The organism is Apilactobacillus kunkeei (assembly GCF_005930975.1).
Taxonomy (GTDB): domain Bacteria; phylum Bacillota; class Bacilli; order Lactobacillales; family Lactobacillaceae; genus Apilactobacillus; species Apilactobacillus kunkeei_E.
Genome location: NZ_VBSE01000039.1, coordinates 1 through 15,198, shown reverse-complemented (window position 1 = coordinate 15,198; position 15,198 = coordinate 1). Strand labels below are relative to the sequence as shown.

The 15,198-nt window shown below is 30.8% G+C and carries 12 protein-coding genes, 2 tRNA genes, 1 other RNA gene and 1 CRISPR repeat array; of the genes, 11 read left to right on the top strand and 4 right to left on the bottom strand.

Annotated elements, in window-relative coordinates:
• Positions 1-44: 44 nt before the first annotated feature.
• Positions 45-701, top strand: coding sequence for a YiiX/YebB-like N1pC/P60 family cysteine hydrolase (locus tag FD688_RS03445; RefSeq protein ID WP_138741800.1), 657 nt, complete (start codon positions 45-47; stop codon positions 699-701).
• Here FD688_RS03445 and FD688_RS03440 read toward each other — a convergent pair.
• Both FD688_RS03440 and FD688_RS03435 read right to left on the bottom strand, forming a co-directional pair.
• The gene (locus FD688_RS03440; RefSeq protein WP_138741799.1) at positions 604-1,065 is read right to left on the bottom strand and encodes a hypothetical protein; all 462 of its coding nucleotides are present in this window, start codon (positions 1,063-1,065) and stop codon (positions 604-606) included. The genes FD688_RS03445 and FD688_RS03440 overlap by 98 nt on opposite strands.
• Before the next feature lie 41 nt (positions 1,066-1,106).
• Complete coding sequence (locus FD688_RS03435; RefSeq protein ID WP_138741798.1) at positions 1,107-2,222, bottom strand: family 20 glycosylhydrolase; 1,116 nt, start codon at positions 2,220-2,222, stop codon at positions 1,107-1,109.
• Between the two features lie 285 nt (positions 2,223-2,507).
• On the opposite strand from FD688_RS03435, the gene cas9 reads away from it, so the two are divergent.
• The 8 genes from cas9 (at position 2,508) to FD688_RS03400 (ending at position 13,472) form a co-directional block, all read left to right on the top strand.
• Entirely contained in the window at positions 2,508-6,686 is a 4,179-nt protein-coding gene (gene cas9, locus FD688_RS03430; RefSeq protein WP_138741797.1) for a type II CRISPR RNA-guided endonuclease Cas9, read from the top strand.
• A 50-nt stretch (positions 6,687-6,736) separates the two neighbouring features.
• The gene (gene cas1, locus FD688_RS03425) at positions 6,737-7,642 is read left to right on the top strand and encodes a type II CRISPR-associated endonuclease Cas1 (protein WP_138741796.1); all 906 of its coding nucleotides are present in this window, start codon (positions 6,737-6,739) and stop codon (positions 7,640-7,642) included.
• Positions 7,620-7,925 carry a CRISPR-associated endonuclease Cas2 gene (gene cas2, locus FD688_RS03420; protein ID WP_138741795.1) on the top strand — a complete coding sequence of 102 codons (306 nt, stop codon included), beginning with the start codon at positions 7,620-7,622 and terminating at the stop codon, positions 7,923-7,925. The genes cas1 and cas2 overlap by 23 nt, the downstream gene beginning before the upstream one ends.
• Positions 7,922-8,599 carry a type II-A CRISPR-associated protein Csn2 gene (gene csn2, locus FD688_RS03415; RefSeq protein ID WP_138741794.1) on the top strand — a complete coding sequence of 226 codons (678 nt, stop codon included), beginning with the start codon at positions 7,922-7,924 and terminating at the stop codon, positions 8,597-8,599. Before cas2 ends, csn2 begins: the two co-directional genes overlap by 4 nt.
• Before the next feature lie 27 nt (positions 8,600-8,626).
• Positions 8,627-11,170: direct repeats of the CRISPR family, unit length 36 nt; unit sequence GTTTTAGAAGTATGTCATATCAATGAGGTTTAGAGC.
• 10 nt (positions 11,171-11,180) lie between these two features.
• Positions 11,181-11,903, top strand: a complete 723-nt coding sequence (locus FD688_RS03410) for a hypothetical protein (protein WP_190242899.1) — start codon at positions 11,181-11,183, stop codon at positions 11,901-11,903.
• A 300-nt stretch (positions 11,904-12,203) separates the two neighbouring features.
• Entirely contained in the window at positions 12,204-12,488 is a 285-nt protein-coding gene (locus tag FD688_RS07405) for a DMT family transporter (RefSeq protein ID WP_263853920.1), read from the top strand.
• Positions 12,489-12,556: 68 nt separating this feature from the next.
• Positions 12,557-13,036 carry an EamA family transporter gene (locus tag FD688_RS07400; RefSeq protein ID WP_225426094.1) on the top strand — a complete coding sequence of 160 codons (480 nt, stop codon included), beginning with the start codon at positions 12,557-12,559 and terminating at the stop codon, positions 13,034-13,036.
• A 109-nt stretch (positions 13,037-13,145) separates the two neighbouring features.
• Positions 13,146-13,472 (top strand): hypothetical protein, encoded by a 327-nt coding sequence (locus FD688_RS03400; RefSeq protein WP_138741792.1) that lies wholly within the window; start codon positions 13,146-13,148, stop codon positions 13,470-13,472.
• Between the two features lie 150 nt (positions 13,473-13,622).
• Here FD688_RS03400 and ssrA read toward each other — a convergent pair.
• Positions 13,623-13,993, bottom strand: a transfer-messenger RNA (tmRNA) gene (gene ssrA / locus FD688_RS03395).
• A gap of 136 nt (positions 13,994-14,129) precedes the next feature.
• Here ssrA and FD688_RS03390 point away from each other — a divergent pair.
• Entirely contained in the window at positions 14,130-14,789 is a 660-nt protein-coding gene (locus tag FD688_RS03390; RefSeq protein ID WP_138741791.1) for a hypothetical protein, read from the top strand.
• 42 nt (positions 14,790-14,831) lie between these two features.
• Here the strand turns inward: FD688_RS03390 and FD688_RS03385 are convergent.
• Positions 14,832-14,905 (bottom strand) — tRNA-Glu (locus FD688_RS03385).
• Between the two features lie 117 nt (positions 14,906-15,022).
• On the opposite strand from FD688_RS03385, the gene FD688_RS03380 reads away from it, so the two are divergent.
• Positions 15,023-15,095 (top strand) — tRNA-Gln (locus tag FD688_RS03380).
• Positions 15,096-15,198 lie beyond the last annotated feature (103 nt).

Here is a 15,198-nt window from a genome sequence, read left to right as displayed (position 1 = left end):
AAAATTTTAACATTCAAAAATTAAAAAAAAGAAAGAATTTAACTATGAAAAATGCTGATTTATTACTGATTGAACCAAAGAAAGATGATTTTTCTAACTTAATTGCTAAGACAACTGCGATTAAACATTATTATTCACATGTGGCAATCGTGTATGTTGATCATGGAAACGCTTATGTGATTCATGCTGTTCCTAATCGCGGAGTACTTAAACAGAGTTTGGAAGAATTTTTATTCAATCGAGAAAATCAAAGAATCGACTTGTATCGAGTTACTACAGATATTGATAGTGATGTAGTAATTAATCGTGCTAAAAAGGTGATTGGAAAGCCTTATAATAATCTTTTTTTAAATCACTATGATAGTTTTTACTGTTCACAATTAGTTACATATGCTTTTGAACTAGAGAATGTTTTTCAATTAACACCATTACGTTTTGGTCAAAATGGTGAAATTGATGATAAGTGGGTTAATTATTATCAAGAGTACGAAAGAAATGTGCCAATTGATGAAATCGGAAGTAGTCCGAATTCATTGGTTGAGTCTAAAATGATTAGGTTAATTAAACATATCCAACAAAAAAGAAGCCATTGCGGCTTCTTTTTTATAGTTTTGGGAAATCTTTCATATCAAATAGTTGATGCTCACGGATTGTATTGTATGTTTCACTATACCAAGCTCTTTCCATGTGGGCTTCTTTAATTTCCGGGAAATTATTTAATAACGTTTGATTAGATTCTTCGACATTATCATTTTCGCAGAAGAAAAAATCGACCATCCAATCATAGATGCATCCGGGAATGATGTCATAGATTTTAAATGCTGCCTTTTTATATTCTTCATCACTAATTTCTTGATACTTATCGTCGGCGCATTTTTTATAAACAGTTGCAAAATCGTCTATATCAAGATCTTCATTTGAATCCTTAATATCGTATGCATAGTAGAAATCAAATTCATTTTCTAAATAATTTAACAAAGAGTCGGTGAGCTCATTTGCATAATAGACTAGATGAGCAAGATAATCTTTGTAAGATGTTGGGGAATATTCATCATTATTAAACATGGTAGACAGCTCCTCTATAAATATTTTGATATTGAATGATTTTAATCTCTATGATTTAAGAATGCATTTAAGTATTCTTGACTAAGTTGATAAGACTTTTGGGCACTGTAAACTGGTTTTTTGATGTTCCAAATACAAAGAGCAGAATCAATTTTTTTATTACCAGTGTAAATGTTAGATGTATTATTATCGTCCCAAATTCTTTCGTTCCACTGGGATAGTAATTCTTTCCAGTGAAAACGGGATTTAGTGGTGAACATCTTTTTGTTGTTAATTACGTATAGGTAATAATAATTACAATTAATGACTTTGAAACCATGATTAACTAGTTGTGGCAAGGTGGCTCTTAATCTAATTAATTCTTTGCGATTATCTGGGTCGCTTTGTTGACCATTTTGACTCCAGTAAAAGATAGTTATGTTTTTGTGATATTTATTGATAGTTCGTTTATGAAAACTATCATTCCAAGCAGTTAATTTATATCCTTTGTGGTTAACAAATGAATCAATTGAGTTAATATATTTAACAAAGTTATTTTCTTCAGTTTTGTTGTCTAATGATATTTCATCTGATCCCACACCAATGTGACTACCCTTGGGAAGTAATGGTAAATATTCTGAGAGGATTTTTTTAGAAAGAACTAGAGTTCCTTTCTTTGAGAGTTTAAATTCATTGTATCCATTGCGGTAGATTAATTGTTTCTTTAAACGACGACCTTTTTTAGTGTAACTAAGAAGTTTGACGATGCCTTTATTGTGACCTGGTAAATCAATTTCAGGAATTAATTCAATATGTTTACTTTTAGCATATCGAATTAAACTCTTTAATTGACCTTTACTTAAAAAAGCTTTATGAGTCTTACGATTGAAATAGATACCGTTTTTGACTTTTGCCTTCTTTGCAGTTTGACCCAGGTAACTATTTTCAACACCAAAACGTTCATTGTCATTTAAATGTAACAAAATGAATTTGGCTTTATTCTTCGACAAAGTATTAATATATCCTTTGATTAACTTAGGAGAATAATAAGTTCTCGCGCAATCTAATGTCATTCCTTTATTTCCCTGAACATCATTTGCGGATGCTGATATGGATGTAAAACTAAGTGCAAATACCATTGTTATAATTGATAAATAAATACTGACTTTATGTTTCATTTCATCGCTTCCTTATAATTATATGTAGATAAGTATAGCATAATGAGATGATTGATGATTCAAAAAAAGGCATCCACATTGTGGATGCCTTTTTCTTATGTAATGTCCCGATAACGAGATCAAAAATTGAAACTTAAATTGTTTGATTTTAACTTAGTATGTCATATCAATAAGGTTTAAAGTTGGTAGCTAACCAACAAAATAAATTATATAACAAAAAAATTTAGCTTGCAAGTGGGATATTAAAAAAATATAATGAATGTATAACAAATAGGAGGGGATTATATGACAAATTACCACATCGGATTAGATATTGGTACTTCTTCTGTTGGTTTTGCAGCCAGAGACGACGAGAATAATCTAATTCGTGTAAAAGGAAAAAATGTTATTGGAGCTCGTTTGTTTGCTGAAGGTAAAACTGCGCAGGAAAGAAGAATCGCTCGTACATCTAGAAGAAGGTACAATCGACGTAAATGGAGATTGAGATTACTAGATGATATTTTTCATGATGAAATAGTACATAAAGATAAAGAATTTTTTAATCGTTTAAAGCAATCTTCTATCTCACCAAAAGACGATAGAAAAACATATTTTGGTTCCTTATTATTTCCAGAATTAAGTGATAGTGAATTTTATCATAATGGAAATCAGACTATCTATCATCTAAGACATCGATTAATGACAAGCGATGAAAAAGCAGATATTAGAGAAATTTACTTAGCATTAAGACATATTGTCAAATATCGTGGTAATTTCTTGGATGATACGCCAGTATCTTCTTTCGAAGCATCTGATTTAAAATTAGGTACATTTATTCCTACTTTGAATGATTTGTTTGAGACTATCGATGTTAGTTATGTATTTAATTCAGAAAATACTAGTCAAATTGAGTCTGTTTTATTAAATAATGATCTTAGAAATTCAGATAAGTCAAAGCAACTTGTTGATTTGTTATATCAAAATGTGTCTGATTTAGATGATAAGTCTATAGAAAAGCAACTTAATAAGTTCAGAAAAGATATTTCTAAGGAAATTGCTAAAGCTTTTGTGGGTAATAAGTTTAATGTTAACAAGTTGTTGGCATATGAAACTGATGATGGTTCCAAAATTTCATTTAGTTTTTCAGATGCATCTAGTGATGACAAGATGCTTGAACTTGCTGATAATTTAGATGATGAACGAATGAATATTTTAAATGCACTAAAAGTCATTTACTCTAGAGTTCGATTAAATCAAATTATTCCAAATGGAATGGGACTTTCTGAATCGATGATTGCTTCATATGATCTACATAAAAAACAATTAAACGATTTGAAGAAATTATTGAATGTTTTACCATTTCATGAAAAGTATTCTGTGAAGGTTGCTTATGCGGCATACATTGGGAATATTGATGCCCAAAAGTTTACTCAAGCAGAGTTAAGTACAATTGAGTCTTTAAAAGAAAAAGATTCAATTAAAAAAGTGATTGATTATAAAACTGGTCATATTACTAACGAATCTTTGATTAGTGTGATAAATCAAATAGTTGTCGATCCATATTTGGAGAATTCAGATTTTGAATTGATTGATATTGTTAAAAAAATAGATCAAGATATCAAAAATGGTGAATATCTTTTGAAACAACGAAATAACCAAAATGGTAATATTCCACACCAATTACACCAAATGGAAATGGATCAAATTATTGAAAAACAAAGTAAGTATTACCCATTTTTAGGTGAATTAAATCCTAATGAAAATCGTAGACATATTGCAAAATATAAAATTAGTGAATTAGTTGCATTTAGAGTTCCTTACTATGTAGGACCATTGATTACACCTGAGGAGCAAGCCAAAACTTCTGGTGCATCTTTTGCATGGATGAAGCGCAAAGAAGATGGTGAAATAACCCCATGGAACTTTGATCAAAAGGTAGATAGGGAAGCTACGGCATCTAGATTTATTAAACGATTAACAGTTAAGGATACTTATTTATTTAATGAAGACGTTTTGCCTGATAATAGTTTGTTATATCAACAATTTAAGGTGTTAAATGAGTTAAATGTGGTGAAGGTTAATAATAAGCGCCTTAGTCAGGCTGAAAAACAAGGTGCTTTTAATGACTTGTTTAAAGTAACTAAGACAGTTACAGCTAAACGATTAAAAAATTATCTAGTAAGCAATTTTAACCATTTGGATACAATTGAGATTACTGGATTGTCTGATGGGGTAAAATTCAACAATGGATTAACCAGTTATATTGATTTCAAGAAGATTTTTGGTGATAAGATTAACAATTCAGAATTAATGAGTGATTTTGAAAGTTTGATTGAATGGTCAACTGTTTTTGAGGATAGACACATATTTGAAGAAAAAGTCAGAAATGAAATTAATTGGATATCCGAATTTGAATTAAAGCAGTTAGTCGCAAAACGTTATTCTGGATGGGGAAGACTATCAGCTAAGCTATTGGTAGGCATTAACAATGATGATGGTAGAAACATCATTGAACAACTTTTTGAAATACCTGAGACTTTTATGGAAGCTGTTTCTAAACCAGAAGTTAAGAAACAAATAGATGAAATTAATAGTGATTTTATCAAGAATACAGATATTGAAAGTGTATTGGCAGATGCATACACTTCTCCACAAAATAAGAAAGCAATTAGGGAAACCTATAAGATTGTTAAAGATATTCAAAAAGCAATGGGAGGAAAAGCACCTGAAAGTATTTCCATTGAGTTTACAAGAAATCCTGAGGATAAGGGTGAACTAACTAGATCTCGCCATAGTGAAATTTCTAGAAAGTACAAAGAATTGTCAAAAGAAATTTCAAAAGAATTAAATGATGAATTGAAGAGTAAAAAGAATAGTATGGATATCGATAAGTACTATCTATACTTCATGCAAATGGGTAAGGACTTGTATGATGGTAAATCAATTGATATTGACGATTTAAACAATTACCAAATTGATCACATTGTTCCTCAATCATTCTACAAGGATGATTCCTTTGATAATCGTGTATTGACTTACTATACTAACAATCAAAAGAAGGGTAATAATACTCCGTTAAATGGACTAAATATTAGCAATGGAACACGTAAATTATGGAGCCATTTGCATGATTTAGGATTAATTAGTAAAAGAAAATATCTTAACCTAACAATGCAAGGTATAGACTCACTAAGCAAATATACTAAGCATGGATTTATTAGACGCCAATTGGTAGAAACTAGTCAGGTTATTAAATTAGTGGCTAATATTTTATCTGATGAATTTTCATCCGATGATACAAAGATTATTGAAGTAAAAGCTAAGATGAATTCTCAGATGAGACACTCATTTAATCTATATAAGATACGTGAATTAAACGATTATCACCATGCATTAGATGCATACTTAACAACTTTTGTTGGTGGATACCTATATAACCGATATCCAAAATTAAGAGGGATGTTTGTCTATGGTGATTTTAATAAATTTGATGTTAATGATGCGAATAATGTTAAAACATTCAACTTCTTGCATGATATTACCAATCCAGCTGATAAATTTGAGGACCAAATCTATGACGAACAATCTGGCAAATTAATTTTAGATAGAAAACACGCTATCAAAACAATTAAGAAAATCTATCAATATAAATTTATGCTGATAACTCGTGAAGTATCAACAAAGGATGATAAACTATCAGATCAAACTGTATATTCGACGAAGAGAATTAATAATGTAGCATCACCAATTCCAGTTAAAAAGGATAGTAATCCAGAATTATATGGATTTAGAACGGGAAATGTTGATCACCATATGGTAATTGTTAAGTATCCTAAAAAAGATAGTTTTGTTTACAAAGTTGTCGGAATTCCAGTGAGATTTATGCAAGAGTTAAGAAGTTCCAAAAATCAATCTGAATACGAAAATACTTTAAATCAAATTGTTCAAGCTAAGTTAAATAGAAAGAAATTTGATTTTAGAGTGGTAGTTGATAATGTTATGTATGGTCAATTGATCCAAGATGGTGGACAAAAGTATACATTAGGAAGCTCTACTTATAGATATAATGCAAAACAGTTGGTTCTTGATATGAACTCTTTGCGAATACTTTCAGATGATAATTATCGAAATTCTTTAACAGAAGAAAAAATGAGCAATGAATTCGTTAATATTTATAGAGCAATATTAGAGATTATAAATGATAAATTCGATGTATTTGATGTTAACAAATTTAGGGAGAAACTAAATAATGGTATCGATAAATTTGCGAAACTTAATAATGATGACAAGAATGCAATTTTATTAAAAGTATTAAATGGTTTACATTGTGGACCAACTATTGTTCCAATTAAGGAACTTGGATTTACAACTCCTCTTGGACAACTGCAATCAACTAGTGGAATATTTTTATCTGAATATTCGAATATCATCTATCAATCTCCATCAGGACTATTTGAAAGAAAGGTTAGATTAAAAGATTTATAAGAATAAAAAAGACGATTATTAATCGTCTTTTTTTGTAAGGAGGAGTAGATATGGGCTGGAGAAGCGTCATTATTTCAAGTCATGCTAAAATATCTTATTCGAGTAATTGTATGATTGTTCAAACAATGGAAGGAATTAATAAGATTCCTATCGATGATATATATTTATTATTAATTAGTACAACTCAAGCAGTAATCACGACTGAACTGATTAATCGACTAAATAAAGTAAACGCAAAAATCATATTCTCTGACGAATATCAGAATCCAACATGTGAGATTGTTAATAATTATCCTAATAACAAAAATATTGAAAAAATTAATGAACAGATATTTTGGGATGATGGACGAAAAGAAGTACTTTGGACAAAAATAGTAACAAGAAAAATGATTAATCAATTGGCAGTTCTAAAATATAAACATAGAGATAATATTCAAGATATAAAGAATGAAATTGATAAAATTGAGATAGGAGATTCTAGTAATAGAGAGGCAGTGGTAGCTAGAAAATATTTTAAATTGCTTTTTAATAATGATTTTAGTCGAAATCAAAATTTAGCAATCAATGCAGCACTAAACTATGGATATTCAATTTTATTATCTAATTTTAATCGTGAAATTGTAAGTCAGGGATTCTCAACATATATTGGTATTCATCATCATAGTTTAGAAAACACGTTTAATCTTAGTTCAGATTTGATGGAACCATTTAGGCCGATTATTGATTATTGGGTTTCATGTAAGAAGATGAATTCTCTTACTCCGGATATAAAATTCGGTCTAGTGGAAATCTTAAACATGGAAATCTTTTACAAGGAGAAAGAAATGTTAGTTAAGACGGCTATTAACAAATATGTTGCAGATTGTTTTGATTATTTGAATAATGGTAAAATTTTTGATTTAAAGGTGGAATTAAAAAATGAGGTACCGAATAATGCGATTGATAATAATGTTTGATCTACCAACAGAAACTTCAGATGATAGAAGGAACTATCGACGATTTCGAAAGAAACTAATTAATCAAGGCTTTTTGATGATTCAATATTCAGTTTATTGCCGTGTATGTGTGACGAAACAATCCGCACAATTTTTAGAGAACAAAATTTCATCCTTTGCACCAGAGAAGGGATTAATACAGAGCTTTATGATGACAGAAAAGCAGTATAATGATATGCATTTTATAACTGGAAAAAAGAAAGAAGATGTTAGAAATTCATCCGAAAGGACAATTATCTTATGATCATTTCTTATGATACTCATGACAAGATAGAACCTTTGAATAATGATTTAATGATTATAGAAACTTCTAGTCAATCGGTTTACTTAGATATATTAAATGGATTAAATGATAGAAATGATTTAATAAAAGTTTTTGATAATGAATATAATAAATTGGAGAAAAGTAAATATATTGATTTTTACGGAAATCTGATTAGCTTTAACGGTCTGTCTACTAAACAAATTAATTCTGTTGTAAAGAATATAGTTGGTTATTTTGATAATGATGACATCGACTATATGCAAAAAACTATTTCATCATTGAATAATTTTATTCAAGAAAAATTATTTTTTTTGGATATACCGCTATTAATTACTCAAGATATTGATATAGAAAAAACTATAAAAAAACTGAATATTCATTTAAATCCAGGTATTGAAGGAAAACCTTATGATATAATAGAATTATTGATAAGGTTAAAGATGGAAACTCAAGATAAATCATTGATTGTTGTAAATAATTTAGCTAATTATTTGAACAGTGATCAGCTACAAAGCATTGAAAAATTATGTAAAGAGTTTGAAGTTCCATTATTAGATATTGAATTTGGTAAAAACAATGATATTAGTAATACTGATTTTTCATTTTGTCAGTATTACTTTATAGATGATAACTTTATTGACTGGCATTCTTAAAAATTAGATTTTGATTATAAAATATCGGTTTTAGAAGTATGTCATATCAATGAGGTTTAGAGCAAAGTCTTATTAGCTAGTGAAGTGGATTCAGTTTTAGAAGTATGTCATATCAATGAGGTTTAGAGCTAATTATATGGACCAAACTACTTATCAAGTGTTTTAGAAGTATGTCATATCAATGAGGTTTAGAGCAACTGTTAGCGTCTAGATCATTTGTTCTAAGTTTTAGAAGTATGTCATATCAATGAGGTTTAGAGCTTAAGATTATCTGGAATATCATTTCTATCTGTTTTAGAAGTATGTCATATCAATGAGGTTTAGAGCAACGAGTGCTTGTGGTGCATTATCGTAGTAGTTTTAGAAGTATGTCATATCAATGAGGTTTAGAGCCTTGTTTATTTTTAAAAAACGTTAATTTAAGTTTTAGAAGTATGTCATATCAATGAGGTTTAGAGCGCTGATTAATTTGTTCTTTTGCGTAATTTAGTTTTAGAAGTATGTCATATCAATGAGGTTTAGAGCACATCATGTTAGTAGCATTACCTTGTGGATGTTTTAGAAGTATGTCATATCAATGAGGTTTAGAGCTAACGATTACTTGATTATTGCTAACGCTGAGTTTTAGAAGTATGTCATATCAATGAGGTTTAGAGCCCGTCAATAGTGGTAAAATGTACTTTGAGCGTTTTAGAAGTATGTCATATCAATGAGGTTTAGAGCAATCATTCGAAAATTTAAGGGGGAAGAATAGTTTTAGAAGTATGTCATATCAATGAGGTTTAGAGCTTAAACGGCCTTATGGACGTTTACCTACCTGTTTTAGAAGTATGTCATATCAATGAGGTTTAGAGCACTATTTAGGCCTAGAACAAGACAGCATTAGTTTTAGAAGTATGTCATATCAATGAGGTTTAGAGCAGTTGTGTCGATAAAAACATCAGCATCCCAGTTTTAGAAGTATGTCATATCAATGAGGTTTAGAGCTTCATTCTCAAGGTTATCGGCATAAATTGGGTTTTAGAAGTATGTCATATCAATGAGGTTTAGAGCTCTTCGCCGCGTGCTACAACAATTCCGGCTGTTTTAGAAGTATGTCATATCAATGAGGTTTAGAGCATTGCATCAACTAATGTTTACGATGGTTCTGTTTTAGAAGTATGTCATATCAATGAGGTTTAGAGCGTTTGATAGATCCCGAAGGTCTACCACTAAGTTTTAGAAGTATGTCATATCAATGAGGTTTAGAGCTAAAATCTTCATACCTTTTAATATCATTATGTTTTAGAAGTATGTCATATCAATGAGGTTTAGAGCACGAACTACAGACAACGTTTAATCTAACTTGTTTTAGAAGTATGTCATATCAATGAGGTTTAGAGCTCGTCGCCATGATGATTAAGCGTTAAACGCGTTTTAGAAGTATGTCATATCAATGAGGTTTAGAGCATTTGGCAGTATTGAGATTTAAAAAGGCTAGTTTTAGAAGTATGTCATATCAATGAGGTTTAGAGCACTATTTATATGGGAATGCCTGACCATAACGTTTTAGAAGTATGTCATATCAATGAGGTTTAGAGCAACAAACCGAATTATTAGACAAATTAGTAAGTTTTAGAAGTATGTCATATCAATGAGGTTTAGAGCTAATTTAATCATCCTTAACTTCCACCTTTCGTTTTAGAAGTATGTCATATCAATGAGGTTTAGAGCTCATATGAATTAACACCGTTTATGTAACTGGTTTTAGAAGTATGTCATATCAATGAGGTTTAGAGCTTTTTTATATATCTTTCCGATTTGCAAATAGTTTTAGAAGTATGTCATATCAATGAGGTTTAGAGCCGATTAAAAAAACGTTGTTATGCTCTTTTAGTTTTAGAAGTATGTCATATCAATGAGGTTTAGAGCTAGCACTACCACAAGGATTTAACGAAGCATGTTTTAGAAGTATGTCATATCAATGAGGTTTAGAGCAATAAACACACCACATGTTTTTCAAATGTAGTTTTAGAAGTATGTCATATCAATGAGGTTTAGAGCAACCTCAACTGACCTAAACACAGCAATCAAGTTTTAGAAGTATGTCATATCAATGAGGTTTAGAGCGTTCTGAGTTACTTAAGCACCCTTATATTAGTTTTAGAAGTATGTCATATCAATGAGGTTTAGAGCAAAGACAAAAGGCTGGTGGATTTCTAGTGTGTTTTAGAAGTATGTCATATCAATGAGGTTTAGAGCTAAACACTGCTACTGTTCCGATTGCGTTGTGTTTTAGAAGTATGTCATATCAATGAGGTTTAGAGCGTGATTATCGTCTTTAATGCTAGTCCGCATGTTTTAGAAGTATGTCATATCAATGAGGTTTAGAGCCAAAATAAAAACGCTATAACCATTGATATGGTTTTAGAAGTATGTCATATCAATGAGGTTTAGAGCTCGACATGTTTAGCTTAAGCGACTGCACGGGTTTTAGAAGTATGTCATATCAATGAGGTTTAGAGCAAAACAAATAATGGTTTAGTAAAAGTTTTAGTTTTAGAAGTATGTCATATCAATGAGGTTTAAAACTAAGACTAAAATGATAAAGCAAAGAAATGTTTCAGAAATATGGCGATTTAATAATTTTTATAATTTAGGGGATTCTTTAATGAAAGTATGTTACTGGAATTGCAATGGAGCTTTTAGAAATAAATATAAGGAAATAATAAAAGAAAAAGCTGATTTGTATATAGTGTCTGAGGTTGAGGATATTAGTAAGTTATCTTTTTTGAATGGATTTAAGCAAAAACTATATAGAAAAATTAGAGGGGATCAAAAAGGAATCTTATTCTTTACTTTTTCTGACGATGAAATCCTACCTTTGGAAAATAATAATTACGGTATACGCTATATTATCCCCGTACTTTTTAGGGGATATAAAATTTTAGGAGTATGGATGAAAGGAGGATATATTGAAGATTTATATACATATTCTGCGATTAATATAAAAATGATTGAAAATTCAATTATTATTGGCGACTTTAATAGTAATGCAATTTGGGATAACAAACATGGCGATCGTAATCATACAAGATTTGACTTCATGATGAAACAGATTGGATTAAGAAGTGTTTATCACTATCAAGAATCTGAAAAATTAGGGGATGAAACACAAGCTACTTTCTATATGTATCGAAAGAATGATAAAGCATATCACATTGATTATGCATATGCACCAGAGTCTTATGATTGTAAAATGAAAATTTCTGATCAAAAAGTTATAGAATATTCAGATCATATGATTTTAACACTCACAATATAATCTTAATAAAAAATTAACATTCTTTACTTTTTCTTAATATTTTCGTATAATACAGAAGTAGGTAGTCATTCCAGATGATTTATCTTAATGTTTATTATTTACAACTCTCTATAAATCTAATTGTGCACCTCTCTATGTAATCACGCACAAATTAGGTTGGCCTGTCCGATTATTGGGCAGGCTTTTTATTTACTCTATTTTATTTATGAATAATGATATACTTAATTTATTATAGATTTGGAGGATGCTATAAGAATTAAAGGAATTATATTAGCAATAATCGAATCAATATTTTGGGGTATGTCCGGAACTGTTGCAGAATATCTTTTTGAACATCACTTGGTAACACCAATTTGGTTGGTAGGTATTAGATTATTTGTTGCGGGACTTCTTCTTTTATGCTGGAGTCGGATAACTACGGGGGAATCCGTTTTTAAAATTTGGCACAATAAGAGAGAAATACTTACATTGATTGCCTTTGCACTCTTAGGAATGCTTCCTTCCCAACTTACATATTTTATGGAAATTAGATATGGCAATGTGCCAACCTCATCTGTTCTACAATTTTTGGGCCCCATTTTATAATGGGTTACGTTACCGTTTTTAATCATAAGTTACCTAACTTGGCTGAAATAGTTTCGGTAATTTTGGTTTTGACAGGAACTTTTTTGCTAGTAACTAATGGCCACATTGATTCACTAGCTTTATCAATCGCTGCGATTGCATGGGGTATCGGAGCTGATGTTAGTCAGGCATCTTATACCTTAATCCCTGCTAAATTATTATCAGCTTTTGATGATAAATTGATAGTGGGGTGGGGAATGCTATTAGGAAGTTTACCGCTATCTGGTTTTGTCTTAAGTGCATCTGCTCCTAAAGTATCAATGATCACAATAGTTAGTATTTTCTTCATTATTGTCTTTGGTACGATGTTGGCATACTTGCTATATTTGATGAGTACGAAGTATATCTCACCATCAGTGACAGGTATGTTAAGTGCTTTTGAACCATTGACTGCTACTGTCTTATCAGTTGCTTTTCTTGGGACGTATTTGGCTCCGGTGCAGTTATTGGGTGGTTTATTTATAATTATTACAGTATTTGTACAAACGATTTTTAATAGGAAGGATTAGTGGATGTTATTCGTGCTATTAATTTTATTAATAGTATAATAGATATTATATTATAATGATGCCAATAAATGTTTTACAATATTTAATATTTTATGAGGTGAATTAGTAAATGAGAAGGGTTTTTATTGTTGAAGAAAAAAACGAACGATTGTTTTCAGGAGAGATAGGATTTACAGATTTGCTACTTTGTCTTTTTATTGGATACCCAATAGTAATAATTTATGATTGTATAGTCGGACCTACTCAGAGAGAAATTTATGAAAGCTGGGGAACTTATGAAAATAGAAATGTTGATATTCAAGTATATCAATTAGGTGGATTGTATAACACATCAAAAGGTAAAGACTATCGAGTAGATTTTGATGTTCCAAACAGTAATAATAAGGTAATTAAATCTATGTATTATGATAATGAGGATAAATTCAAAAAAATATAAGCTGGTACCTATAGAAGGAGATTGGAGGGATCAAGACATTAATAGATTTCCTTACAATGTAAAAGACAGTTTTTTTGGCGATTAAGAATAAATCTGTTTTTGACAAAAATAAAAAAGGATTGTAATTTTTAAATTACAATCCTTTTTTATTTATGGAGGCGGCGGGAGTCGAACCCGCGTCCGAGCATATCGCCATTTGAATATCTACGCTCATAGGGATACTATTTGAAGTTTCACTGACCAAAGCACCGTATTCCGGGGTTAACATGATCAGCTAACCTGATTAATCTCTTTTACTTAACTTCAGGTGTGAGCAAGTAACGTAAGCCTATCAATTATAAAACCCAAGTTAGCCCCTAGGCAAAGCTAGTTGGATTGTCGTAGACTGCTTATTAGGCAGCTAAAGCGACGTTGTTTGAATTATTGTTTGCAGTTATAATTTAAAAACTGGACGGTTGAGCAGACGCCGCTGCGAACGCAATCCGAATTCGAACTATACCCGTCGAATCCATAACGCCCCCAAATGGTACATATTCAATAGTACCATATTTATCGCAATAGTGAAAAGACATTATCATACAAATTATATTTAGGATGCGTTGAGTACCTGTTTATTGTTATAATAGATGGTATACCTAAATAAATGAGGGTGAATTAATGAAAAGCAATTCAATTGCAAACGAAAATGTGCCACACTTTTACGTGCGTTTAAAGCACCGTAAGATGGAAAAATGGTATGTCAATGAAATGCAAGCGGGAAAGCATCAACGCAAAGCATTCAATCATTCAGACGAAAAAGCAAAATTTGAAATTGATCAAATCGGTTTTTACCAAAAACATCTATGGTTTCACTTTGAAAACGAAAGTGATGTTGGATGGATCCCTAACAAGTTTATTCGTAAGAACTACAGAATCTTAATTTTACAGGCCAGTAAGGATAATACTGAAGTTTCTAACGAAGAAAAAGCGTTATCAGTATTGGTTCATTTTTCCAGACCAGATTTTGATATTTACGAAAAGATAGGAAAAACATTAGATAATTTATCAAATGAAACCTTTAAAAGTGTTTTAGTTAATTCTGTTGGTTCATATAAAGATTTGACCAAAAAATCTTATCGACGAGTTAGAAGTCAAATTAATCGTAATCGCCCTGTGATGTTATGGGGAAGACGAGACAATCAATGTATTATCTTATTTGGCTTTAATCATCGTGTTTTTTTCTATTTTGATCCTGAAGATGGTTTGAATAAGACTATCACCGTGAAGGAACTTACTAAGCTATGGAAGCGTAGTGGCTATAAGGCCATTAGTTATTAGCAAACAAAAAAGACAGCCAAATGGCTGTCTTTTTCTTTCTTATCACCCGCACGGGGCTCGAACCCGTAACTCCGCCTTGAGAGGGCGACGTCTTAAACCAGTTTGACCAGCGGGCAATATCACTAATCAATCACTATACATTTATATTACTATTCATTTTTAAGACTGTCAATGCTGGTTATCGTTGACATAAAGGTGTTTCAAGTATTAATATTATATATGTAATCAATTATTGAGTATTCGCCAAATTGGTAAGGCAGAGGACTCTGAATCCTTAATTTACTGGTTCGAATCCAGTATACTCAATTTCTAAGAGTAAATAAAAAGCGCCGTGACCTGAACCCCTAAAATTGGAAGATGGTTATGCTATTTTCTGGGAGGAATTGATTCGGTATTCAACCGGTGACAT